Below are 25,247 nucleotides of genomic sequence, written 5' to 3'. Positions count from 1 at the left end.
TCCCCGTTCAGTTCGCCGCTTCGGCGGGCTTTCGCTTGTAAACATGGATATAATCGACCAGCAGAATGGAAGGGTTCGGCGTTTCATCGATCGGCCATCCCGAGCCGAGCGCCAGATTGACCAGCGGATAGAACGGCATGTGGAACTCCTTCGGGGTGTCGAAGCTCCAAAGGTATTGCCGATCCAGATAGAAGGTCGTCTTGTCGGCCTGGATATCGACGCCGTAGGTATGATACTCGCTGTTTAGAATTCCGTCCTCGACCGTTTTCCAATAGCCGCCGGTCGAGTTCTGGCCGCCTTGGCTCTGACGCCAGATATGAAAACCCATGCTGAATTCGTAAGGCGCGCGGCCGTAATATTCCAGTACGTCGATCTCGGCTGTATATTTCGACCGGTCGAGCCCGATGAGCCAGAAGGCCGGCCAGACACCCTTGCCCGGCGGCAGCCTCATCCGTGCTTCGAAATAGCCGAACTGCTGCGAGAAACCTTCGCCCTTCGGGTTCACCGACGACAGCAAGCCCGAACGCCAGGTGCCGTCGGCCTCCTTGCGCGCTTCGATCTTCAAAATTCCTTGATCGGTTGTAAACGGAAAGCCGGGAGCCGGATCGGTGAAACGGGCATCACCGAAATCGCCGTTCCAGGGCGTATGGGCGATCCAGCGGGAGCTCTTCTCTCCCCAGGCCGAAACGTCGAGGCTGTCGAAACTCTCGTCGAATGTCAGCTGGTATGCATCGATATTGAGCGGTTCCTGGGCCACGCTGGGCTGGCCGGGCAGCGCGCCTAGACCGAGAACGACGAGCAGACCGAACCACTTGGCAGATATCCCGTAACGCATTGTTACTCCCTTGAAAACGCTTGAACACAATCGGCGGGGGGCATTTGCCTCGATCATGAGGTGAGAACCTCGTTTCGTCGCGGCATCAGCCTTTGAACGACAATGGTCTCGATGCCGTCGGGCTTTCCGACCATCTGCCACAGCAGCAAGGCGACAGCCCAGAAAATGCCCGCTGCCACCCCGCCGCAAAGCGCGACACAGACGACAAGAGTGACGCCGACAGGCATGGCGACGAGCATTGGCCCCACCCAGAGCAGGAAGGCGATTATCGGCAGGCTCGCGGCCAGCGGCCGGAAAAAGGATTTCAATTGCGCGGCAAAACTCGCGCCGATCAGCCGCCGTGTGATGACGAGCGATGCGCCATAGGCGACGAGGACTGCCACGATCCGCGCGCCGAGTGCCCCCGACACCTGAAAATAGGCGATGCCCAAAATGGTGACCGGGACCCTGACGGCGAACTCGACAAACATCCTGAGAGCGACATAACGGGTATTGTTCATGACCATCGCCAATGGTGGCATCATGTTTGTGGGAAGACCAAGCAGGCTGACAAGGCACAGCCACTGCAGGATTGGCGCGGCCGATGCCCATTTCTCGCCGACGAGGATGCGCACGGTCGGCTCGGCGAGAAGGGCAAGCGCAATGAGAATGGGTGCCGCGACGAAGGTGATCGCATTCGTCGCCTTCAGATAGGCGGCGATCAGGTTGCGGCGGTCTTCCACCGTGGAGAAGGCCGCCATCAGCGGGCGCAGCAACGGTCCGACGAAGGTTTGATACGGAATACCGGCGATATTGTCGGCGACGCTGAAGGCGCCGAATGTCGACAGGCCGGTAAAACGCGGCAGAAGCAGCCGGTCCAGCTGCCAGTTGATCGAACTCAACACCTGCGACACGGTATTCCAGCTGATCATGTCCTGAAAATGCTTCCATTCGGAAAGGCTGAACGTCGGTCGCATCGGCGCAAGAACATAGGAGGTGATCATCGCCGCGGTCGGGCCGGCGACCGCTCCGATCGCCAGCCCCCAATAGCTGCCTGTTGCGACAGCTACCCCCACCCCGAACAGCAATGTCGATCCCTTGGCGATGAGATCGAGCGCGAACTCGCGTTTGAAATCGAACCGCTGCATGAAAAGAACCATGCGCGGGCTGACCACGCTGCGCATCGCAGGCGCAATCGAGAGAACGGCGACAAGGGCGAAAAGCCGAGGATCGTTGTAGACCAGCGCCATTGGCCAGGAGATGATCATCATCAGCAGGCTGATGGCCAGCCCTCTCAGCAGGCTGAGGGTGAAGGCCGTGGCGAACATCTCGTCCGAAGGCGACGATTGACGCATCAGCGCCTGGGTCAACGGCAGGTCCAGGATTGCCTCGACGATAACCAGGACCGACGTCGCGATGGCGACTAGGCCGAAATCCGCAGGACTCAGCAGCCTTGCCAGGACAAGGAGGCTGACGAAATCAAGCATCCGCGCGAGGAATTTTCCACTGATCGTCCAGATGCTCGCCGTCGCCGTCCTCTGAGATACGCTTGACATGATCGGTTTATCTATTTCTCGTCGAGGGGTTGAGACGGCGGTCGGGGCTGCAAGGCGGGCTGCTCCGTTCTTTTCCCCTCAACCCGCCCGTCTTCTGAAGACGCCGGCAGCTCCGTCTGCGTGGCTGGACAGTTGTTGCTCAATCAGACCGGACAGACGATCGCGGAATACGGCTGAGGAGAATTTCAGCGAATGCGCGCGGATTGCATGCGGATCGATGTCGTCCTCGACCTCTTCGAATGCTGCCATCGTTTCCAAAAGGGCTTCCGTCGTCTGCTCGGCAAAGCGAAAGCCGACCTGCGGGGCGGATACGGTTTCCCGGGCGCCGCCCGCATCGAAGGCCAAAACCGGCCGCCCTGATGCCATCGCTTCAACCGGCAGGATGCCGAAATCCTCCGTGCCCGGAAACAACAAGGCCCTGCATTGCGACAGGTGGTCGCGCAGCACGTTGAAAGGCTGATGGCCGAGAAACTGAACGGTCGGTCCGGCGATCGACTTCAGGTAAGGGAGTTGTTCGCCTTCACCGATCACCACCAGTTTCCGGCCGGCCTCGGTGCAGGCGCGCACGGCGATATCCGGCCGCTTGTAGGTGGTCAGCTGTCCCGCATAGAGGTAGAATTCGCCTTTTCCCTTGCCCACGGCAAAATCATCGGTCGCAACCGGCGGATGGATGACGACGGAGTCCCGGTCGTAGAACCGTCGGATGCGGCTTGCGACATATTCGGAGTTGGCGACGAACACATCGACGCGCGAGGACGTCGTCACGTCCCAGGCGCGCAGCATGGGCGCGGTAATCGACATCAGGGCACGTCCCACCCAGGGCAGGCCATGGCGATAGACATGGAACTGATCCCAGATATAGCGCATCGGCGAATGGCAGTAGCAGACATGGAGAGCGTCGGCGCGTGTGATGATGCCTTTGGCGGGGCCGGATTCGCTCGACAGCACTAGGTCGTAATCCTGCAGATCGAACTGCTCGAGCGCAAAGGGCATCAACGGCAGCATCTTGGTGTAGTGACGCTGCGCGCCGGGGATCTTCTGCAGGAAGGACGTGCGGATGTTGCGCGTCTTCAGAAAATCGCTGATGCGATCCCGGTTGCAGACGAGGGTGAAGATATCCGCTTGCGGAAACATCCGGCACAGCTCTTCCAGAACCTTCTCGCCGCCGCGCATCGAAACGAGCCAGTAATGCACGATGGCGACACGAAGTTGCCCGCTCTCTTTTGAGGTTCCCGCCTCGGTGACGCGTCTTTTCGCCATAACAGGCGCATCGGGGAGAAATGCCCTCGCGTCGGGGAGAGAGGTCGCTGCTTTAAGGGTCAACTGAGTACTCCTTGTATCGCCACACCGTCTGCCGGCTCGGAAACCGCGTTCGTCGAAATCAGGCTTTGGTATTCGGCAAGAAGCGCATCTCGCCATTCCTCGTGTGTCGAGGCGAGATCCGGCGACAGCTGCAAGGCCCGCTCGCTCATGGCGCGAACCTCTTGCGCGGACATTTGACTGAATCGCGTCAAAGTCTCGGCAAAGGCGCTTTCATCGGCCGTATCGCAGGCAAGCGCCATGCCGGCTCTTTCCATTTCTTCGGCGAGAAAGGCGCTACGCGACATGATGACCGGCAGACCGCTCCTCGCCGCTTCGATAGCGACGAGACCGAACGGCTCGGGATAACGCGAGGGCATCAACAGCGCACGCGCCTTGCGGATGATCGGGCCGATCTCCGCATGCGACTGCCAGCCGACCGCCCTGACGTGATCTCCCGACGCTGCGACCCGCGACATCAGCGGCCCGTCGCCGATCACGCAGAGCCTGACACCGGCTCGGCGCGTGGCGGCGACGGCGTCCTCAACGCCTTTTTCCTCGTCTAGCCGTCCGATGAACACGAACTCGTCGTTGGCTTCCGCTTCGATGCGATTGATGGAGAGTGGAGCGACGGGATTGCGGATCGTCGTCAGCCGTTCCGGCCGATAGCCGGTGTCGACGAGAAAGCTCGCCATCTTCTCATGCAGCAGGATGATCCGGCCGAATTCGGCCTGCCCCTTCAGGAGCCGGAGGATATTCGAGCCGCGGGCAACCCGCCACAATTTGTGCGAATAACTTCTCTTGTCGCAGGCCGTCGCAATACAGCCTCCGCCAAGCGGGCGTCGCAGGCAGATTTCCTGCGCCTGATAGTCGAAGAAGGCGCCGTTGGGGCAGGCCGTGAAGAAATCATGCGCGTGAACCACGCATCGTCCGGCGACCGGCGCCAGCGCCTTGAAAATCGCAGGAGACAGGATCTGGTGCCAGCCATGCACATGGTAGACGGTGTTGGCGGTATCGTTTTCGGCAATCCAGTTCGCCACCATGCGGACGGCGGCTCCATTGTGAATGCCGGTGACGAATGCCTTCGCACGCTCGGCGCTGAGCAGGTCGCGGCTCTTCAGCCCGACCATCGAGACGCCGAGTGCGGCAAGCTCCGCATTGGCCGCGTCATCCCCGCTAATATAGGTAACGGGGATGTCGAGCCCGCGAAAAAGCTTGGCTGACAGTACCGCCAGGCCTGTCGCGCCGCCTCTGGCCACCGAATAGTCGTCGATGACGACCACGCGATCGATCTTTGCCGTGCGGGGGCCGGGAAAGCGGCCAATGCTTGCAGTGGATCGGAGGCCCTCGGAAAGCGACGGGCGCATTACTTCACCAAAACCGCGCCGTTGGCACAGGCCTCAAGCGCCTTGCGGTTGAGAATGCGGATCTTGCCCTGCCCCCCGTCGATGATCTTGCCTTCCCGCAGGCGCCGAAGGCATTGATTGACCTTCTCGCGCGACGCCGGCAACGTCGCGGCCAGGTCATTTTGGGAGATGATCAGTTCGTCCCCGTTGTTTGCTGCGTCTTTTCCATAAACAGCCGAAAGCCGGAGCAGTGTGCTGGCCAGTCTCGACTGCAGGCTCGACGCCGCATTCGAAATGATCCGGAGTTCAAGCTCCGAAATACGCGCCAGCGCCCTAGAAAAGACCTTTTCGCGGAAGGAGGCATCGCTGGCGTACATGTCGCGCAACAGGCGACCTTCGAAGAAATGCAGCTCGCAGTTGGAGCCGGCTCGGTATTCGAGGCTCAGCGTCTGCCTGCGCAGAACCTCGAGCTCGCCGATCAGGCCTGATTTCGGAATGATCTCGACAATGAATTCCCTGCCGTCGGGCAGCATCGTGCTTGCGCTGACCACCCCGGAATGTACGCGCGCGAACATATCGATCAGGACGCCGGCCCCGGCAATGACCTCGCCGCGCCGGAAACGCCGGACGCTCGATCGGCAGGAAAGAAATTCATCGTCAAGCACGATGCGGCTGCCGAGATGAATGCCGCCGCTCGCCGATATCGTCGGCTTGCCGATGCCGGCCCTGCGGTCTGATGCGTGCGTCACCCCGTCCATGCGCATAACTCCAATACTCGAATAACGATAAGAATGCTGCACTGCATCATTTATATTGCCTTAATATCGAAGTCAAATAACATCGCCGAGAGTTTACGTAAATATTGAGATTACAATTAGTTGAAAACACAAAAATACATCATTTGTCTCGTTAATAGCCTCGATAAGATCAAATAAAGCCCATTTGACGGAAATTTTCGCTTATTAAAAAGTCTTGCTGATTAAAAATATCACTAATCCGAATGATGATATCATAAATATAGGTGTATCTACGCGCCTTAACCACGACTGGGTAGTTTATATCCTGATTTAGAATGAAAATAATTTGCCAGACGCCACGATCGGATCTCTCTTCTGCGGTTTCGTAGCATAAAGTATTTATTAAGGATTATGACTTTGGTAACAGACAACAAGAGTGCGGCGCAGCAAACTTTGAACGGTTCTTAATCGGAAAGTTTTGGAGACCCCAATGGCATGGGATGCACATAGTTTCGAGGCATGGTCGCGTGTCGGAAGGCCTGCGAAAGGCGGCGGCCTCCATGCGTCCCGACCTCGTGCAGCGGGTAGATCGGTCAAGCGCGCGCTCGACCTTCTGTTGGCGATCACCGCCCTGATCCTGCTTTCCCCACTTCTGCTGCTCGTCGCAATGATCGTGAAATTCTCCGACCGCGGCCCGGTCTTCTATTCCCATACGCGCATCGGCTTCGGCGGAGCGCCGTTCGGATGCCTCAAGTTTCGCACGATGAAGACCGATGCGAGCGCGCAGCTTGCCGAATTGCTGCAAAACAGCGCGGCTGCGCGCAGCGAATGGGAAGCGACGCGCAAGCTGAAGGATGATCCGAGGATCACCGCCGTCGGCGACATTCTGCGACGGTCGAGCCTCGACGAGCTCCCCCAGTTGTTCAATGTCCTGCGCGGCGAAATGAGCCTGGTCGGCCCGCGGCCGATCACCGCTGAAGAATTGCCGCGCTACGGCGAGCACATCTGGGCCTACATGGCCGTCCGTCCTGGACTGACCGGTCACTGGCAGACCAGCGGGCGCAACGATGTCAGCTATGAACACCGGGTTTCCCTCGACGTGCACTACCTCAATAACTGGTCGCTCGGCCGGGACTTGATCATCATCGCCAAGACCATCCCAGCTCTGTTTTCGCAGCGTGGCTCGTACTGAGCATTAGAGGGGAAAGCTGCCGATCATGTCCGTCGGAAGATACGCTACCCCTTCGTCCTCTCCAGGCTGCCAGTATCTCGTAACTCCGTAATCTCGCCATTTTGGATTTGGACGACATGACCTCAAGCACGATCTTCAGCGGTGTTTCCCCGATATCCCTGCCTGCCGCCGCAGCCGCTGGCGGGAACTCACCGCTGACCCTGCGGGACATGCTGTTTTTTCTCAGAATGCGCTGGCTATGGATCCTGGCCACGACCTTTGCCTTCCTTGTCATCGCCGGCAGCTACCTTCTCACCGCCGCGCCGACTTATGTTGCCAGCACGCAACTTGTGATCTTCCCTCAGGTGAACAGCTCCGAAGCTCAAAGAGCCTTCGCGGAAGACGCATTCATCGAAGGGCAGCTGGAGATTGCCAGATCAAGCGATGTCGTCGACGGAACGGTAAGAGCGCTCGATCTTGATAGCGATCCCGACTTTGTCGATTGGAAACCTTCGCTTCTGGACAAGTCGAAGGACTGGCTTCTGGGAGTTTCTGCTCAAGTGGATACGGGGCAGGAAGCGGCTGGCATCAGAGCGAGTGATACGCCATCCAGACCGCGGACGGAGCAGGAACAGCTGCACGACCTGGCAATTGCCACGCTGCAGAACATGATGGCCTTACGCCGGATCGGGAATTCCACGATCATCGAGATATCAGCCGCAGCGTCGACCCCTCAGAAGGCGGTCGCCATCGCCGATACGCTCGCAAGGCAATATATCCAGAAGAACATCGCAATGAAGGCCGATTCCTCCCGGCAATATAGCGACTGGCTGGAAAAATTCGTGAGGGAGCAGCAGCGCGGTCTCGCCGATGCCTCCAGCGCCCTGAACACATTCAACAGCAACCCGCGCGACCAGTTCAAGCTTGCGGAGCTGCAGAGCGCGACCGATGCCCGCCGCACGCTTTATGAAAGCACGCTGACCCAGCTTACCGAGGCCAAGCAGCGCATAACCTACCCCGTATCCGACGCCACGATCGTCTCGCGCGCCACGCTGCCTCTTTCGAAGGCGAGGCCGCGCAGCACGCTCATCCTCGCCTTTGCCGGGGCGGTCGGCCTCGGCGTCGGCTTGGCACTCGCCATGGTAAGGCACGCCGGCGACCGCCGGATCGTCCGTCCTCAGCAGATCGCGGATGTCGGCGGAGTGTCCATCGTTACCTTGCTGGCAAGATCGAAGCAGAACCGCAGTGGGCATCCAGCCGGCGTCCTCGCCGCCGACGCGGGCAGCATCGATACGGCCGCCTATCCCGTTATTCCCGGCATGGCGGAATTGAGCGCAACCGTCGTCGGCCTTCGGCGCAAACGCCGCGTCGTCATCGGAATCGTCGCCGTCGATCCCGGCAGCGGGACATCGACCATTGCATGCGAACTGGCAGTGCTATCGTCGATGTCAGGGGCGCACACACTGCTCATCGATGCGGCAGCGCAGAATTCCTCGCTCAGCAAATCGATCGCGCCTGATAGTTCCACAGGTCTCGTCAATGTGCTCGACAATGGCGAACTCATCCGGACGGCGGCGTTGCCCCTCACCCCGACCCTGAAATTCCTTCCGCTCGGCAAGGTGGAAGCCGTGACGCCGGCCGTTCGGCTAAGCTCCCGCCGTACGCAGTTGAGCTTCGCCGACCTGAAAAAGGAATTCGACGCCGTATTCGTCGATATTTCCGCCTTCTCGACTTCCCCCGATGCCAATGCGATCGCGCCGGAGCTGGATGGCGTCCTCGTCGTCACCTCGCATGGGCGCACCTCGATCGACGATACCCTGCGCGTCATCGAGACCATGCGCAATGTCGGCGCTGAGATCCTCGGCGCGGTCATCAACCATGCACCGAAAAGAATAGAGTCATGATCTCACCTTCGGCAGGAACAGCAAAACAGGGCCGTCCATTGCGAATTGCCTTGGGGATCGCCTCGGCGGGTCGCCCTTCGATATTGCGGGAGACGATCGATTATCTCACCGGCTTGCCGGATCAGGCGGAACGGCTCATCGTCTGCGTGCCCCTCATCGAGGACGCGGCCGGGCTTGCCGACCGCCGCGATTTGGACGTCATCGTCGGCAGCCGCGGCCTGACCGCCCAGCGCAACAGGATCATCCAGGCCGCTGCGGCTGATACAGACGTTCTGATCTTCCTCGATGACGACTTCATTCCCGCCGCGACTTTCCTGTCGCGCATGGCGGCCGTCTTTGCGGCAAAGCCGGAGGTGGCAATCGCCACCGGCGAGGTGCTGGCCGACGGCGTCCTCGACGGGGGCCTCAGCATGGCGAAGGCCTTGGAGGTTCTCCATACCGCAGGCGAAGGCGCCGAGCATGTGGCGGATGTCTACAACGCCTATGGATGCAACATGGCGGTTCGCCTTGCGCCCGTTGTCGAGCACGCCCTGACCTTCGACGAGCAGTTGCCGCTTTACGGCTGGCTCGAAGATGTCGATTTCAGCAGATCCATCGCCCGCCACGGCCGGTCCGTCTATGTCGAAGGCGCCCGCGGCGTGCATCTCGGCGTCAGATCCGGACGCCAGCCCGGCCGAAGGCTTGGCTATTCGCAAGTCGCCAATCCTGTCTACCTGATCCGCAAGGGCACGATGTCGAAAGGCCGTGCAATCGCGCAGATCGGCCGCAACATCCTGGCCAATATGTCAGGCATCCTATTGAAGGATCGGCTGATCGACCGGTGGGGACGTTTGAACGGCAATTTACTAGCGCTATCCGACCTTCTTGTCGGTCGCGCCTCTCCGTCCCGCATTCTCGAATTCGGCACTCCGTCGCCGCGCGAAATGCGTTCACCGTCGATCGCAACGAAGCGGAGATAGACCAATGCAGCCGAGATCCTTGTTCGATCGCCTCGTTTCCACGGCACTCACCCTGCTGGCATTCGCCTGCCTGACCGGCTGGAGCGTCGCCCACGCGCAGACATTCACTCTCGTGCCGGAAGACAAGGTCAGACTGCGTGTCGTCGAATGGCGGTCGTCGGATTCCCGCTATGCCAGCTGGGAGGCCCTCGATGGCGTCTATACCATCGACGATGCCGGCAATCTGTCGATCCCGATCGCTGGCCACCTGCAGGCGAATGGAAAGACGACCGAGCAGCTTGCCGATGCCATTGCCAGCGCGCTGGCCGAAAAATCCGCACTTCCGGGCAAGCCGTATATCGCCCTGGAGATTGCCGAGCATGCACCGATTTTCGTGACCGGAACCGTGCAGACCCCCGGCCGCTATCCGTTTGAACCCAACATGACGGTGATGAAGGCCGTCAGCATCGCCGGCGGCTTCCTCAGAGAACGCGAGGACAACACCTATTTCGAGCGCGACCGGATCCAGGCTGCCGGCGCCTACCGGACGGCCGTTATCAACCGGCGCGATCTCCTGATGCGACAGGCGCGGTTGCGCGCCGAGATCGCCGGCCAACAGAGTTTCGAGATCCCCGACGAACTGGTGGGAACGCCCGACGTCGACAAGTTGAAGGCACAGGAATTGAACCTGATGCGGTTGCGGCGCGTCGATATCGACAGCCGGATCGAAGCGGCGAATGACCTGACCCGCCTCTATGGCCAACAGGTCGAATCGCTCACGGCCAAGATCAGTTCGCAAAAACGGCAGATCGACCTCGCCCAGAAGGAACTGGACAATGTCAACAGCCTGGTGAGCAAAGGCCTCGTCAGCAATTCCCGCCAGGTCTCTGTCGACCGCTGGGTGGCGGATGCGCAGGGCACCTTGATCGATCTCGAAGTCGCCCTGACCACGGCTCGCCAAGGCCTCAGCGAAGCCGACCGTTCCAAGATCAACATCGTCAACAGGCAGAACAGCGAAAACCAGGACCTACTGAACCAGGTCAATCTCGCGATCGGCAGGGCGGCGATCGATATCCAGGTAGCCCAGCTCCTCGGCGAACAGGCCGGCTACGACGCTCAGCTCGCCCAGATCAACACGGACGCGCCGGGGCTCGGCCGGGCAAAAAAGAACTACAGGATCGTGCGTCGCAACGATGACGGAACCTCCCGCGACATCGTGGCGGACGAGCAAACCGCATTGCTACCGCATGACCTCGTCGAGGTCGGTCTGGACACGGCCCCTCAAGCGCCATCCTCATCGCCGCAGACAGCACCGCAGAAGCAGAGCTCGACGGTCCCGTCATCCGATGTGGCCCGAGACAATCGCTCCGCTCCCGGCTGGATATCCCGGACCGGATCGAATTAGGAGGCGATTGTGATCATCGACGACAGCCGGCGGGCTTTCGCCTCGCACATCCTGCCGAAAGCTGGATGCCACTTTTCGGCAAATGCCAGGCCTCGGCCGCTCATTCTTCTGCTTGGGATCTGAAGCATGTCGATAGAGCCGATCGGTTTCGTGGTTCTGCTGCTTGGCGTGCTCAGCATGCTGAACGGCGCGCGTTTTGCCGTCACCGCCCTTTGCCTTTCGACGCTGCTCGGTGCCGCAGCGGCTCTGCAGTTGCCGGCGCTCGGCGGCAGCAGCATCCAGCCGAGCCATCTTCTGGTGCTCTTTCTGGTCATGACGGTCTTGCTGCGCCCGGTTCAGATGCAAGCGACGCTCGCCAGCATCGCCTATCCCGGCCCCGGCTTCTGGTTTGCCTGCTACATCCTGTTCTCCGTGGTGTCGTCCTTCTTCCTGCCCCGTATTTTTGCCGGCGCGACCCTCGTTTACTCCTCCGCCAGAGACCCCTCGGGGATGATGTCGACGGTAGCGGCTCCACTGGCTCCGGGTTCATCCAATATCAGCCAGTCCGTCTATCTTCTCGGCGACCTCGCCTGCTTCGCCGTCGTCGCCGGACTTGCCCGGTTGGGATATGGCCGGTTCATCGCGCGGCAGCTGATCGTCGCATCGATAGCATGTTTTGCCTTCGCGCTGATCGACCTCGCAACGTTCCAGATCGGCCAGGCCCAGCTGCTCGATATCATCAGAAATGCGAATTATACGATGCACACGGCCGAGACCATCCACGGTTTCAAGCGCATCGTCGGCCCCTTTCCCGAAGCAAGTGCTTATGGCGCCGTTGCATTGGCCTATTTCGCCTTCACACTCATGCTATGGCTGGAGCGCGTCCAAAGCCGCATGGCGGGGTTGGCAACTCTTCTGATCGGACCGACCATCGTGCTCTGCACCTCGACAACCGCCTATGTCGCGGGCGTCTTTCTTGTCTGCATGTTCGTGTTGTTCTGCCTGAAACGACTGATCGGCGGTTCCGCCACGACCCCGCACGTGACTTTCCTTGCGATCACGCTGTTTTTCATACCCTGCGCCATCACCGCGCTCAGCCTTGTCCCCGATGCGTGGAATTCCATCGCCGGTCTCCTGACCACCACCGTATCGGACAAACTGCAATCGCAGTCCGGCGAAGAGCGCACCGCCTGGAACACCCTGGCATTGATTGCATTCGTCGATACCGCCACTTTCGGCGCAGGATTGGGCACGGTTCGAGCTTCCAGCTTCATCGCCGCGTTGCTGTCCAATGTCGGATTGACCGGCACCGCCCTGTTCGCCGTCTTCGTGTACAGCTTGGTGAGGGCAGCCGGCCGGCACAAATCCGGCGACCGGGAAACCCACGCGATCGGAACCTCCGCTGTGATGGCATCCATCGCACAGATCGGCTCCGCAGCGATATCGGGAAGCGGCACGGATCTCGGCTTGCTGTTCAGCACTTCGGCGGGGCTGGCCGCGGGCTGCCTTGCCGGAGCTTATGTGCCGCGGCATCGGGCGGCCTCATCGCCGGCGAACCGACGTCCCCTGGAGGCATCGGCATCTCCTTTGAGAGCGCCGATGTTTTCAACACCATGACGCCCGCTCGGGACTTTCGCGATGGCGCCGAATGGCGGCTTGGCGCAGCCGGACTCGGGCGAACACAGGTTCGCGGCTGCTCGGCCGCGCCACATCCTCCAGGGATTACCGGTGAAATCAGGCTGCCGGTCGCAAACGATCCCAGACCGCGATCCGGGGAAGGATATGCTGCAGCATCCGTCTCAATTTCAGCTCTGCTGACGCTCGCTGGCGGCAGAGACCCTGTTTGCGGAATTGCTCTGCCGCAGTCTGGCATTCCGTCGCAGGGCACCCGACAGGAAGACGCCCGTGAGATAGCCGATCTCCATCAGCACGAGGATCGCGATACCGGATCCGATCGCCGCTACCGCGGAGGACCCATCCACGAAGGCCACGCCGCCGAAGCCGATTGCCACAAGCAATGCGAAGATCGCGAAAGCCCAGGCGCGGATGCAAGCACCGGCAGCTATCGAAATCACGGCGGCGATGAACGCGGTGATCAGCATCCAAATACCTCTTCTCGCTGCAGCCCAACAAGCGCTCCGACCCCCATCGTCGTGCCAGGCAAGAAGATATCGAAACGCAGCGTCATCGCAGGCAGGGCATTCTTCATGGTGAATATCTCAACAATGAAACACACGAAAATCGCCGGCAGCCATACGCCGATCAGCCAACGACCGAGACTGCATCTCGGCAATATATACCGGACCGGGCTTTCATACGACAGGCCCTTTGGCTCAATCAACAACTGTTCCCTCGACTTGGAAGGCGACAGCGATTCATTCCTGTTGCGGACAATCGGAAAGGTGAAGACATGAACAATCAGTGCGTCGTCTACGTCACGGATGTCGAATATTCATTTCCGACTATTCTCTCGGCGCTGCAGGCTCGCAAATTCACAAGCCCCGCGACCGATGTCTGTGTCCTCATGTCGGAACATCTCGATAATTTCGACGAACTGAAAGCCCTGCTGGCAACGAGCGGGGTCGACTTGATCGATGCGACCGAAGCGCTGCAGGATTCGCTCGGCAAGCTCGATGGATCGCATTTCCAGGGACGTATCAGCGTCAGCACCATGGCCAAGCTGGTGCTTTGCGAGATCCTGCCTGCCAACTATACCCAGATCATCTACCTCGATGGGGACACACAGATCGTCAGCGATCTCGGCGGGCTCGAAAATGCGGTTGTGCCCGAGGGCAGGTTTTTCGCGGCGCGCGATTACACGGCGATCCACGACTTTCTCGACACCGGAAAGAACAGCCACTATTTCAACGCGGGTGTCCTGAAATTCCACCGTAACGGCTGGATCGGACAGGAGGCGCTTGAGCTTTTTGCTAGAAATCCCGAGGCCTGCGAGGGCAAACATGACCAGGGCGCATTAAATTATGTCTGCGGTTCATCGCTCATCCTCGTATCGAACCGCTGGAACTTTCCCAAACAGTTCCTTCACCTGGTCAACATGTCCGCCCTGTCGATCGTCCATTATATGGCGCATCCAAAGCCCTGGCATGGCACCTTCTTTCCCTGGACCGATCGGGAAAGCCAAGTCTATGTCGACCTGCGCAAAGCACATCCGATTTATGACTCGCTGTATCGCGGCATAAGCATCGATCGTAAGGCCCTGTATAAGTACCGGTCGATGCGGGCGCGCATCAAACACGCAATCGAGGCGAACGGCCCCAATCCGCGGGTCCAGAGCCTGCTGGTTGGCGATTACGCCGTGTGAGCATTGTGGTCCGCCTGGGGGTGAATAGCCGCGCACCTGATATCAGCATGGCGGTCGACCCTTGGATGGCAGGCGGACGCGCAACTATTCATTTCTTCATTGCAGGATGGATAATGGTCAGGACAGAATATGAGTTATAGGGCTTCCGCCGCCAGTATCTCGCATTACGCAAAAGCCCGCCTGCGCCGCTCGCTCAAGGCTCGGCAGGTTCGCTACGACCTGCTGCGCATCGGGCTCAAGCAGGCGCGTCACGTCGTCATCTGCGTCATCCGCGACGAGGGGCACCGGCTGGCATTTTTCCTGCAGTATTATCGCGATCTCGGCTTCGAGCACTTCATCTGTATCGACAACGGCTCGACAGATGGCACGGTCGAATTGCTGGCCGGCTTCGACGATGTGTCCCTTCTTTCTGCCCACGGATCCTACAAGGCGGCGAGATTCGGTAATGACTGGATCAACGAAGTCATCAACCGGCACTGCCAGGAGAAATGGGTTCTCTATGTCGATGCCGACGAGTTCCTGGTCTATCCGCATTGCGACACAAGGCCGATCGATCAACTGACCGCCTATATCGATTCCACCGGCGGCCATTCGCTGCGCTCGGTGATGATCGACATGTACAGCCCGCATCCCGTTCTAGAAAACATATGCGAACCCGGCCGCAATCCGCTTGAGGTCTGCAATCTCTTCGACCGGTCCGGCTATGTCGCGCATTTCGACGAACGCAACTGGACGATATGGATCAAGGGAGGTGTTCGTGGACGGGTCTATTTCCACGACCGGCTCTGGGACGGTCCCGCGCTCAACAAGATTCCTCTCGTCTATATCGAAGGTGAACGTCTTTTTCTCAAATCATCGCACCAGGTCTGGCCGCTCTCCCTGAATTTGGGCGACATGCGCGGAGCGCTCGGCGTCTCCGGCGCCCTTCTGCATTTCAAGTTCCTGTCGACCTTCGTTCACAAGGTTGCAGATGCCGCGCACCGGTCCCAGCACACGGAGGAATATGCCGTATATTCCTCGAGCAAGGACAAGGATGATTTCGTCTACGACGATACGGGCACCTACCGCAGCTGGAAGGATCTCTCCAATCACGGACTCATTCAGGGTGAAGGCTGGAAATACTGGAAGAATGCCTCCGAAAGCGACGTCTAACCACTATTATCGGGAAGCCGCTTCAGCCGAGGCGGGTTTTGTTGAGGCTTCACTGCCGCATTCTTTCGTCGAGGCGTCCTCAAGCGATGGACGCCACACCGTCGGCATAGACTTCCAGCGCCTTCCGATTGAGAATGCGGATTTTGCCCTGCGTCCCGTCGACCACTTTGCTTTCGCGCAAACGCCGCAGGCATTGATTGACCTTTTCGCGCGACGCCGGCAGCGTCGCTGCCAGATCATGTTGGGAAATGATCAGCTCATCGCCGCCATGTTGCGCATCCACTTTGTACACGGCAGAAAGGCGCAGCAGCGTCCGGGCCAATCTCTGCCTCAGGCTCGATCCGGCGTTGGAAATGATCCGCAGTTCGAGTTCGGAAACACGCGCCAGCGCCTTCGACAGGATCTTCAACTGAAATTGCGGATCGTTCGCACACAAGTCCCGCAGCAAACGACCATCGAAGTAGTGCAGTTCGCAGTCTGATGAGGCGCGATATTCCAGGCTGAGGGACTGCTTGCGCAACACCTCCAATTCGCCGATCAAGCCGCCTTTTGGAATCATCTCCACGATGAACTCCCGTCCATCGGCAAGCGGCGTGCTTGCGCTCACCATTCCGCGCTGGACGCGGACGAACATGTCGATGGCGTCCCCGGCGCCTGCAATCACGTCACCCCGTCGAAACTTTCGAACACTCGAACGGCAAAACGGGAACTCGTGATCCAGATCACCACGGCCGCCGTATATGACATCTGCAGGCCCTGAAGTAACCGCTTCGCCTACTCGCGCCGCGCCCGCGCCAGTCTTGTTATCTCTGATGCTAATCGCTCCGTCCATACGACGCAACTCCATGCAGACTAATTTAGCTATTGCTATTCGGCGATATTCGTAATTCATTAAATTGTAAAGTTAAATGATAATATTATAAAATAGTCATCCGGATTTATACACAAATAGTGACTGATACTCACATTAATATATAACAAATTCAAAATGAATTCTAACTCATCGCTTGATCTTAAACCACGACTTGACTTTTATACGCTTCATGACGATCAGCAAACTGAAGATCAGATCTACAAAATAGAAGAATAATATCGTCTCCACTAACTAATATTAATAACATTTTGTTTATGGATCCTCAAACGCAAAACAGTAGCTTAAAATTTCAAAAGAAAATCTTTGGGAAATAAAGAATTTATTCACCATTATGACCTCGGTCACAGACATCAAACCTGTATTGAAGCAAGCTTCGGATGGTATTTCTGGGATTCGCCCAACGGAGACGCGGATGGCGGGAAAAAATCAGGGCATCAACCCGGCTGACCCTTGGCGGCGTAGCACCGGGGCGCGCAAGGAAGGGCGTCCATTCAATTCGTCAAAATCCCATACGATCAGCAGAATTCTGAAGCGCGCGTTAGACCTTGTCATTGCGGCATCTCTTTTATTTCTTCTGTCGCCGCTACTTCTGTCGGTAGCAGTCATTATAATGCTCAGCGATCGGGGCGCCGCTTTCACATCCCATCGGCTTATCGGCTATAAGGGAAAAGAGTTCGGTTGCCTCAAGTTTCGGACGACACGATCCGACGCAACGGCCAGCCTGCATGCGACGATCGTCGGCGACATCCTGACGCGATCGAGCCTCGACAAGCTTCCGCAACTGATCAACGTGCTACTTGGGCAGATGAGCCTCGTCGGGCCTCGCGCCATTGCCAAAGAAGAACTGCCCCGTTACGGCGAACACACCTATGCCTACGTCGCAGTCCGTCCTGGCCTGACCGGTCATTGGCAGATCAGCGAACACGTCAGTTATCAGAATAGAGTTTTCCTCGACGTCGAGTATCTGCGCAATTGGACACTCGCGTTGGATTTCATGATCATGGCAAAGACTCTGGCGGCCCTGCTTTCCAGGCACGCTTTACTGCCCAAGACGGACCTGTAGGGTCATTCGATTTTCCCTCATGCTCATAGCATTATCCGTGGGGGCGCTTGCCGGTCATAGGAGCGCGCTCGGCAACAGAGTTCCGTTTCCGGCGCTTTTGCATATGCTCCCACAACGAGTAGGCGAATAGACCCGCCAAATAGCTTACTTCCATCAAGACGAGCGCTTGGAGGCAGTAGGCGATCGCATCCGAAAAGGAGGAGCCTTTCAGCAGGATCACGGCACCCAAGGCAACGACCAGCAGAAATGCAAAGATTGCAAAGGCCCAGGCGCGAATGGTCGCTCCAGCAGCGATGGAGATGGCAACCACGACAAGCGCGCTCTTCAGCATTAATCCGCTCCTCTCTTCACACCTCCTTTAAGCCGCCGGCTGCCTCAATGACATGGCAAAAGCTCAAAGTCGAAACGAAGTTCGATTAAAGTATTTTATCTATTATTGTTAAAATATTCCTAAGACACGCTCAGTAAGCCGACCGAACCAAGCGCAGAATATTCGACTATTCATCCGCCAGGACCGTTCTATCGTCCGGGACCAAGAGATCTTTCAGCACGCAGCAAGATTAATGCACGTCGTCAACAAGCGTGTAGCAAGCCTCCTCCTTACCAAGACAGGTGATGATCCTCCCCCGACAATCGCCACGGTTCAACGAAACAGGGCTCGCCGGTGATTGGCGAGCCCTGCTGATGTCCGGCATTGATAAGGCTATTTCGAGACTGCGGCGGCCAACTGCTGTTTTGCGCCGCGTTGGATGCTGAAGTTTTCAAGCCATGTGACCTGTTTCCTCAATTTCAACGCCGGCTTTTCGATGAATCTCCACGAGAAGGCGGCAAAGCAGGTCGCAACGATGCTGCAGACAATGCCATTCAACCACCAGTTATGCGCCCAGGGTCCGAGCGCTACGAACGCCTGTTGAATGGGATAGCCGTATAGGAAGACGCCATAGGAATAGTCGGCCCCACTGAGAATGCCAAGCTTGCGGGGCGAGGTCAGGCCGAGGAAGACCGTGACATATCCGATTGCCGGAATGGCAATGAAATCCCCAAAGGAAGTGAACCAGTAGGCCCATAATATGATTGCCACCGAAGCAAGGAAAATCCTCACATCCCAGAGAACCTTGTCCTTGTACAGATAGAAGGTCACCCCCACGAGAAACGCGCAGATGAGCAGATTGCCCGACGCTGTCGTGGGCATGGTTGCCCAATCGCTCGAGTGTTTCCAATACCTTGCGATACCGAAGCTGATGATCAAAGCCGGCGTTGCGATCAGGGCGATCACCCGCCGCCTGACCACGCCGAGCAGAAACAGGGCGGCGATCGCGGCGTAGCACTCCAGCTCGAAGGGCACCGTCCAGAGCTGCCCATTGACCATTGCGGCGTCGGGATTATTCAGGAATACACCGGGGAGATTGAAGTGGATGTGGCCTGTGACATTCAGCAGATAGGTAAAGAACTGAGGATCGGTGAAATAGTCACGCAGGTCATACTCTGTATAGATTGCTCCGAGTATAAAGGCCGCCAGCAATACCTCCACCGCAAGAGCAGGGTAGATCCGGATAAATCGGTTGCCGAGAAAGGAGATCAATGTTTTCGACCGTTCAAGACTGCCAGCCACCAGGAATCCGCTCAAGACGAAGAACATCGGCAGCACTGATTTGATGGCAGGACGGAAAGGTGACTCCCAGAGAAACAGGTCATCGCCGTATGTAACGCGGGCCGTATGTATCCAAAGTACTGAAAAGGCTAACAGTAATCGCATATAATCGAATCCTGTCGGTCGCCCTTTCGCTAGATCAAGCTTTTCGCCGAGAAACATCTGTGGCCCTTTCAGAAGTATTGACTCGATTTGGATTGGCAAGCTGTCGCCGCAGAGCAGCGGCGGCATGATTGCCGGGTCGGGACCGCGTGTCAGTGACCAGAGCTACATTAGGAAAAATTGAACGAGAGAGCGCCCCTCTCCCGAAGAAGAGGCAACTGACCACAACCCAATAGCCCTGCGCTTTCCGCGGCGCCATGCGACGGTTGGAGTGGACCAGGCGATCGGGCGGCGAATACAAATGAGGAAACCATGAAATTTCTGGCTGGCCTGTTTTTTATTGTTCTCGCCTTTATCGGATTGGGCCTGATAGGAGGCGGCACCTTGCTGCTCAGCCTCGGCGGCTCGCCCTATTACGCAATCGCCGGGCTTGCCTATCTGGCTGCCGCGCTTCTGCTGTGGCGCCGGCAAGTGTCAGGCGCCCTCATTGTCCTGCTTGTCGCCGTTCTCACCCTTCCCTGGGCACTATGGGAGTCGGGTTTCAATTTCTGGGCGCTCTTTGCGCGTTTGATGTCCCCCATCGCGCTGGCGGGCTTTGCACTTCTCTTTGCGCCGTCGCTGTCGCCAACTGCCAACCGGAAACTCTTTTATGGCGGCACTTTGCTTGCGGCCATCCTGTTCGCGGCGGGGTTCAGCCTTGCTTTAACGCCGCATGGGCTGATCCGCCCTTCCACCGATATCCCCGCCTATAAGACCGCCAAAGGCGACAACTCACCCTCCGACTGGACATCCTATGGCCGCAGCACGGCCGGGGATCGCTACTCCCCATTCGATCAGATCAACCGCGGCAATGTTGCCAAGCTCGATCTTGCCTGGACATACCGTACCGGGAAAAGCGATGGCGCCGATCAAAACACGCCGCTGCAGATCGGCGACACGATCTACACCTGCACGCCGACGGACGTGATCGCAGCGCTTGACGCAGATACGGGCAAGCCGCGCTGGACCTTCGATCCGAAGGCGACGGCGCCATACTGGCAACGCTGCCGCGGCCTCGGTTACTACAAGATGCCACCGGAGGCCCAATCGGCCGACGGCCTTTGCAATGAGCGTCTGGTGCAGACGACGATCGATGCCCGCCTGCTGGAGATCGACAGGAAGACCGGCGCACCCTGCAACGGCTTCGGAGACAATGGCACCGTGCAGCTTTCCCAAGGCATGGGTGAAGTCAAGTCAGGTTATTATTTCCAGACATCGGCGCCGCTGATTGCCCGCAATCTGATTGTCATCGGAGGTTGGGTCATCGACAATCAGGAGGTTGGCGAACCCTCGGGCGTCATCCGCGCCTTCAATGTCGTTACCGGCGAGCTCGAATGGGCATGGGACCTCGGCAATCCCGAGATCACCAAACTCCCGCCTGAGGGCCAGACCTATACAAGGGCCACGCCCAACATGTGGACGACGGCGGCTTTCGACGACAAGCTCGGCCTCATCTATGCACCGCTCGGCAATACCACCCCAGATTATTACGGCGTCAATCGACCGGCTTTCGCCGATCAATACAATGCCACGTTGGTGGCGCTCGATGTCACGACGGGACGGGAGAGATGGAAGTTCCAGACCGTGCATCACGATATCTGGGACTATGACTTGCCGGCCCAGCCGGTTCTGCTCGACCTGCCCGATGGCAATGGCACCACCGTGCCGGCTCTCCTGCAGACCACCAAACGCGGGCAGCTTTTCCTGCTCAACCGTCAGACCGGTGCACCCCTTGCTGAGGTTCAGGAGAGGCCGGTGCCGCAGGAAGGCGGCGCACCGGAAGAGAAATTGTCTCCGACGCAGCCCTATTCCGTAGGCATGCCGACAATCGGCGCCGAACGGGTGACGGAGCAGACGGCCTGGGGACTGACGATGTTCGATCAGTTGGCATGCCGCATCGCCTTTCGAAAGATGCGCTACGACGGCGATTTCACCCCGATCGGCCCGCAATATGCGATCCAGCAGCCGGGAAATCTTGGCGGCCTCAATTGGGGGAGCGTGTCGATCGACCTGCCCAACAACCGGGTCTTCCTGAACGATATCCGCGTGCCCAGCCTCTTCGCGCTCATTCCCCGCGGGGAGTATGTCGATTTTGCCCTGACCACAACCGCTCACGGCCCCTCCGCCCCGCAGCGCGGCACGCCTTACGGCATGGCCACCGAAATGTGGACCTCGAGGCTCCGCGTTCCCTGCACGCAGCCGCCCTTCGGCACCGTCACAGCCGTGGATCTGAATACCCGCAAGATCGCATGGCAGGTCCCGGCCGGGACCGCCGAACAGCTCGGGCCGTTTAAGATCAAAACCAATCTGCCGATGCCGATGGGCTTGCCGAGTTATGCCGGCACGTCGGCGACTGCCGGCGGTGTCGTCTTCTTTGCTGGCTTCCAGGACTATTACATCCGCGCTTACGACGCTGCGAACGGTGATGAGCTCTGGAAATATCCGCTGCCGGTCGGCTCGAGCGCCACGCCGATGACCTACGTCTCGCCGAAAACCGGCAAGCAATATGTGGTGATCTCGGTTGGCGGAGCGCCATATTCCAGGGACAACGGCGACTACGTGTTCGCCTTTTCTTTGAAAGACGAAGATTAGCGCCGCCGCCGGTCACACTGTGCTATTTTGGTCCGATGAGGAACTGAGGCTACGAGCGTGACGCGAAAATTGGCGGCGATCCTGGTCGCGGATGTGGTCGGCTACAGCCGTCTCGCCGGTGCGGACGAGGATCGCATCCTGGCGCGCCTGAGAACCCTGCGCAGCGATTTGGTCGATCCGACGATCGCCGTGCACAATGGCCGTATCGTCAAGCGCACCGGCGATGGAAGCCTTATCGAGTTTCGCAGCGTCGTCGACGCCGTGCGCTGCGCGATCGAGGTGCAGACAGCCATGGTCGAGCGCAATATCGGCGTGCCTCCCGAGCATCGCATCGAGTTCCGGGTTGGGATCCATCTGGGAGATGTTGTCGAGGAGAACGACGGCGACCTGATGGGCGACGGCGTCAACATCGCCGCGCGGTTGGAGGGAATTGCCCAGCCCGGCGCCATCTGCCTCTCCGAAGATGCCTACCGCCAGGTGAGAACGCGGCTTGAATGTGCCGTGACCGATCTTGGCAAAGTCCCTCTCAAGAATATCGCGGAGCCGATGCGGGTCTATCTGCTTCAGGTCGGAACCGTCTCGCAGCCGGCGTCGGCACGGCAACCGGGAGAGCAGCCGGCGCCGAAACGGCCTTCGGCTATCGCCGTTCCCGACAAGCCCTCCATAGCCGTACTGGCCTTCAACAATATGAGCGGCGACGCCGAACAGGAATATTTCTCCGACGGGATCAGCGAAGACATCATCACCGATCTCTCGAAGCTGTCCGAATTGCACGTGATCGCCCGCAACTCATCCTTCGTCTACAAGAATGTAACAACCTCGGTACCTGAGATGGCCAAGGCGCTCGGCGTCCGTTACGTTCTCGAAGGCAGCGTGCGCAAGGCCGGCAACCGCGTGCGTGTGACGGCCCAATTGATCGACGCCAGCAATGGCGGACATATCTGGGCCAGCCGCTACGATCGCGATCTCACCGACATTTTTGCGGTTCAGGATGAGCTGACCCAGGAGATCGTCACAGCGCTGAAGCTCAATCTCACGCATGGCGACCAGGACCGCTTGGCCCAGGGGCGCGCCGTCGATGTCGGCGCTTACGAGCTGTTGTTGCGTGGCCGTGAGCAGGCGTCAGCCCATAACCGAATCGGGAATAGAGCCGCCCGCAGCCTGGCGGCAGACGCTCTCGCCGTAGACCCGGACTATGCGGCGGCCCGAGCCCTCATTTCCTTCACGCATGTGCTCGACTACGTCAACGCCTGGAGCGACGATCCGGAGGGTTCGCTGCGGACCGGGCTGGATCTCGCGCAGCAGGCAGTTGATATGGCCGAGGAACAGCCCAATAGCCACTTCGCATTAGGCATGGCCTGCATGTGGAACCACGACCTGGACCGGGCGCGGGCAGAAGTCCTGCGCGGTCTGGCGCTGTCGCCCAACTCGGCTGAACTCCTGACACTGATGGCGCATATCCAGATCTTCTCCGGCGATCCCGCAGGCGCCTTGGAAACGCTCGATGCATCGATGCGGCTTGACCCGCACCATCCGGAACTTCTGTTCCAGTTTCTCGCCGATGCGCGCTTTTCTCTCGGTGAATATGAACAAGCCATCGCCGCGATCGCGCAGCGGCTCCAACAAAACGCGCAATCGGAAACGGCTTACGCCCTGCTGGCATCATGTTATGGCCATCTCGGCCGCGCGGAGGATGCCCGACAGGCGTGGGAGAAGGCGCTCCAGATCAACCCGGACTTCTCCATCGAACGCCGCCGCCGCGTCCTGCCATTCCGAGACCCCGAGGACTTTAACCGCCGCGTCGAAGGACTCCGCAAGGCGGGACTGCTGGTTCCGGATCTCCGTCAATGCTGACAGAAACTGCGGCTCAGTCCGATGTCGCGTCGCCGCCCGTCGATGCCCGCAGCATTCATTTTTTCCCGTCAGCCGCCAGCGCCTCTTTCCGCCGGCGACTCGGCAGGAGTGATTTGAGGCACCGCCACATCGGCGAAATGATGTAGCCTGCAACCGGAATCGTGATCAAGCCGGCGACAATACCGACGATGCCGGCACCTGCCGCCTCGACGGTCCAGCGCAGCACGGACGCCAGGACGGGAACGGCATGGACGGCCACCTCCCCGGCATCATGGATAAGATGCGCCAGGCCGGCCACGCCATAGGCTTCGAGGCCGTGAACGATGATGCCGCCGCCGACCCAGATCATCGCAGCCGTTCCGACAATGCCGAGCGCTTTCAGAAAATAAGGCATGCCTGTGACCAGCCCTCGTCCGATCACGCGCAGCAAAGGCCCCGTCGGATGCGCCGTCTGTGCACGAGCCATCATCAGCCCCAGATCATCGGCCTTCACGATCAGCGCCACGCCGCCATAGACCATGACCGTTATGCCCAATCCAACGACGGCAAGGATGAAGGCCTGCGCGAAGATGCTGCCTGCCGGAACCGCGGCTAGCGTAATCGCCATGATTTCCGCCGAGAGGATGAAATCGGTCTTGATCGCACCGGCGACCTTCTCGTCTTCGAGCGATTGCGCATCGAGGCTTGTCGCCTCGAGTGCCGATTCATGGGCGTGGGCTGCATGCGGCAGCACCAGTCCGTAGACTTTTTCCACGCCCTCATAGCAGAGAAAAAGTCCGCCGATCATAAGCAGCGGTGTTATCGCCTGCGGTGCGACGAGGCTCAGAATAAGCGCCGCCGGAAGCAAGATCAGAAGCTTGTTCTTCAGCGAACCCACCGCAATCTTGCCGATGATCGGCAATTCGCGTGCGGCCGAAAATCCGGTGACATAGCGAGGCGTGACCGCCGCATCGTCGATGACGACGCCTGCCGCCTTCGCGCCCGCCTTGGCTGCCTGGCCGGCAATATCGTCAAGCGAGGCCGCAGCCACCTTGGCCAATGCGGCGATATCATCAAGAAGGGCGATCAAGCCAACGCTCATTCAAGACTCCGTTGAGAAGACACTCAGCAAAAAACGGAAAACCCGTCATCATCTCGAAGCGACACGCGGCATCCACCGCCGGGAAGATGCCACGCACAGATCGTGACGGCAATGCCGTTATTCGGCCGGCAACGGGCTCAGCCCGCTCTCATCCAGCGGAGGACGTGCCTGAACTGACGGATGCCGCTGTTGCGCGCAGATTACCTTCGCGACATCCGTATCAACGCCAAAACCCGCCGAGAGGCGGGTTTTGGGGTGTTGTGCTAAGGGAATTTGGTTGCGGGGGCAGGATTTGAACCTGCGGCCTTCAGGTTATGAGCCTGACGAGCTACCGGGCTGCTCCACCCCGCGCCATGGCAAGTCTGATT

General features: G+C 59.0%; 21 protein-coding genes and 1 tRNA gene. 10 read left to right on the top strand and 12 right to left on the bottom strand.

All coding sequences use genetic code 11. The annotated features are described in order from the left end of the window. Positions 1–7 precede the first annotated feature (7 nt). The 5 genes from FHX03_RS06405 to FHX03_RS06385 all read right to left on the bottom strand — a co-directional run bounded on the left by FHX03_RS06405 (position 8) and on the right by FHX03_RS06385 (position 5,773). Positions 8–835, bottom strand: coding sequence for a glycoside hydrolase family 16 protein (locus FHX03_RS06405; RefSeq protein WP_183852989.1), 828 nt, complete (start codon positions 833–835; stop codon positions 8–10). 53 nt (positions 836–888) lie between these two features. Continuing rightward, positions 889–2,370 (bottom strand): lipopolysaccharide biosynthesis protein, encoded by a 1,482-nt coding sequence (locus FHX03_RS06400; RefSeq protein ID WP_183852987.1) that lies wholly within the window; start codon positions 2,368–2,370, stop codon positions 889–891. Positions 2,371–2,448: 78 nt separating this feature from the next. Then, positions 2,449–3,693, bottom strand: coding sequence for a glycosyltransferase family 4 protein (locus tag FHX03_RS06395; protein ID WP_183852985.1), 1,245 nt, complete (start codon positions 3,691–3,693; stop codon positions 2,449–2,451). After that, positions 3,690–5,036 carry a glycosyltransferase family 4 protein gene (locus FHX03_RS06390; RefSeq protein ID WP_183852983.1) on the bottom strand — a complete coding sequence of 449 codons (1,347 nt, stop codon included), beginning with the start codon at positions 5,034–5,036 and terminating at the stop codon, positions 3,690–3,692. Before FHX03_RS06390 ends, FHX03_RS06395 begins: the two co-directional genes overlap by 4 nt. Continuing rightward, positions 5,036–5,773 (bottom strand): Crp/Fnr family transcriptional regulator, encoded by a 738-nt coding sequence (locus FHX03_RS06385; RefSeq protein ID WP_097629173.1) that lies wholly within the window; start codon positions 5,771–5,773, stop codon positions 5,036–5,038. The genes FHX03_RS06390 and FHX03_RS06385 overlap by 1 nt, the downstream gene beginning before the upstream one ends. A gap of 469 nt (positions 5,774–6,242) precedes the next feature. Here FHX03_RS06385 and FHX03_RS06380 point away from each other — a divergent pair, with 469 nt between their 5' ends. The 5 genes from FHX03_RS06380 (at position 6,243) to FHX03_RS06360 (ending at position 12,766) form a co-directional block, all read left to right on the top strand. Beyond that, a complete protein-coding gene (locus tag FHX03_RS06380) occupies positions 6,243–6,944 on the top strand; it encodes a sugar transferase (protein ID WP_183852981.1) in 702 nt (233 codons plus the stop codon). 116 nt (positions 6,945–7,060) lie between these two features. Next, positions 7,061–8,827: a GumC family protein gene (locus FHX03_RS06375; protein WP_097629175.1), complete on the top strand. Its 1,767-nt coding sequence runs from the start codon at positions 7,061–7,063 to the stop codon at positions 8,825–8,827. After that, positions 8,824–9,786 (top strand): glycosyltransferase family 2 protein, encoded by a 963-nt coding sequence (locus FHX03_RS06370; RefSeq protein WP_183852979.1) that lies wholly within the window; start codon positions 8,824–8,826, stop codon positions 9,784–9,786. The genes FHX03_RS06375 and FHX03_RS06370 overlap by 4 nt, the downstream gene beginning before the upstream one ends. A 4-nt stretch (positions 9,787–9,790) precedes the next feature. Next, positions 9,791–11,170 (top strand): polysaccharide biosynthesis/export family protein, encoded by a 1,380-nt coding sequence (locus FHX03_RS06365; protein WP_097629177.1) that lies wholly within the window; start codon positions 9,791–9,793, stop codon positions 11,168–11,170. Positions 11,171–11,296: 126 nt separating this feature from the next. After that, complete coding sequence (locus FHX03_RS06360; protein ID WP_097629178.1) at positions 11,297–12,766, top strand: hypothetical protein; 1,470 nt, start codon at positions 11,297–11,299, stop codon at positions 12,764–12,766. 188 nt (positions 12,767–12,954) lie between these two features. Here the strand turns inward: FHX03_RS06360 and FHX03_RS06355 are convergent, their stop codons facing one another. Both FHX03_RS06355 and FHX03_RS06350 read right to left on the bottom strand, forming a co-directional pair. Next, positions 12,955–13,251, bottom strand: coding sequence for a hypothetical protein (locus tag FHX03_RS06355; RefSeq protein WP_183852977.1), 297 nt, complete (start codon positions 13,249–13,251; stop codon positions 12,955–12,957). Then, a complete protein-coding gene (locus tag FHX03_RS06350) occupies positions 13,245–13,490 on the bottom strand; it encodes a hypothetical protein (protein WP_165503929.1) in 246 nt (81 codons plus the stop codon). Before FHX03_RS06350 ends, FHX03_RS06355 begins: the two co-directional genes overlap by 7 nt. A gap of 69 nt (positions 13,491–13,559) precedes the next feature. Here FHX03_RS06350 and FHX03_RS06345 point away from each other — a divergent pair, with 69 nt between their 5' ends. Next, entirely contained in the window at positions 13,560–14,471 is a 912-nt protein-coding gene (locus FHX03_RS06345; protein WP_097629181.1) for a glycosyltransferase family 8 protein, read from the top strand. Positions 14,472–14,600: 129 nt separating this feature from the next. Further along, on the top strand, positions 14,601–15,623 hold the full coding sequence (locus tag FHX03_RS06340) for a glycosyltransferase family 2 protein (protein ID WP_097629182.1): 1,023 nt from the start codon (positions 14,601–14,603) through the stop codon (positions 15,621–15,623). Between the two features lie 79 nt (positions 15,624–15,702). Here the strand turns inward: FHX03_RS06340 and FHX03_RS06335 are convergent, their stop codons facing one another. Next, positions 15,703–16,455: a Crp/Fnr family transcriptional regulator gene (locus FHX03_RS06335; protein WP_183852975.1), complete on the bottom strand. Its 753-nt coding sequence runs from the start codon at positions 16,453–16,455 to the stop codon at positions 15,703–15,705. A gap of 454 nt (positions 16,456–16,909) precedes the next feature. Here FHX03_RS06335 and FHX03_RS06330 point away from each other — a divergent pair, with 454 nt between their 5' ends. After that, positions 16,910–17,560 carry a sugar transferase gene (locus FHX03_RS06330; RefSeq protein ID WP_097629184.1) on the top strand — a complete coding sequence of 217 codons (651 nt, stop codon included), beginning with the start codon at positions 16,910–16,912 and terminating at the stop codon, positions 17,558–17,560. Between the two features lie 31 nt (positions 17,561–17,591). Here FHX03_RS06330 and FHX03_RS06325 read toward each other — a convergent pair whose 3' ends face one another. After that, positions 17,592–17,891, bottom strand: a complete 300-nt coding sequence (locus FHX03_RS06325; RefSeq protein ID WP_097629185.1) for a hypothetical protein — start codon at positions 17,889–17,891, stop codon at positions 17,592–17,594. 372 nt (positions 17,892–18,263) lie between these two features. Further along, entirely contained in the window at positions 18,264–19,373 is a 1,110-nt protein-coding gene (locus tag FHX03_RS06320) for an acyltransferase family protein (protein WP_183853431.1), read from the bottom strand. 252 nt (positions 19,374–19,625) lie between these two features. Between FHX03_RS06320 and FHX03_RS06315 the strand changes: the two genes are divergently transcribed. Continuing rightward, positions 19,626–21,944: a membrane-bound PQQ-dependent dehydrogenase, glucose/quinate/shikimate family gene (locus FHX03_RS06315; protein ID WP_183852973.1), complete on the top strand. Its 2,319-nt coding sequence runs from the start codon at positions 19,626–19,628 to the stop codon at positions 21,942–21,944. A gap of 57 nt (positions 21,945–22,001) precedes the next feature. After that, on the top strand, positions 22,002–23,798 hold the full coding sequence (locus FHX03_RS06310; RefSeq protein WP_183852971.1) for an adenylate/guanylate cyclase domain-containing protein: 1,797 nt from the start codon (positions 22,002–22,004) through the stop codon (positions 23,796–23,798). A gap of 55 nt (positions 23,799–23,853) precedes the next feature. Here the strand turns inward: FHX03_RS06310 and FHX03_RS06305 are convergent, their stop codons facing one another. Both FHX03_RS06305 and FHX03_RS06300 read right to left on the bottom strand, forming a co-directional pair. Then, positions 23,854–24,879, bottom strand: coding sequence for a DUF808 domain-containing protein (locus FHX03_RS06305; RefSeq protein WP_097629188.1), 1,026 nt, complete (start codon positions 24,877–24,879; stop codon positions 23,854–23,856). Positions 24,880–25,153: 274 nt separating this feature from the next. Next, positions 25,154–25,230 (bottom strand) — tRNA-Met (locus FHX03_RS06300). Between the last annotated feature and the right edge of the window lie 17 nt (positions 25,231–25,247).

Source organism: Rhizobium sp. BK456, from assembly GCF_014194045.1.
Taxonomy (GTDB): Bacteria; Pseudomonadota; Alphaproteobacteria; order Rhizobiales; family Rhizobiaceae; genus Rhizobium; species Rhizobium redzepovicii.
The sequence above is the reverse complement of the archived record's forward strand: the minus strand, read 5'-3'. Positions and strand labels throughout refer to the sequence as shown.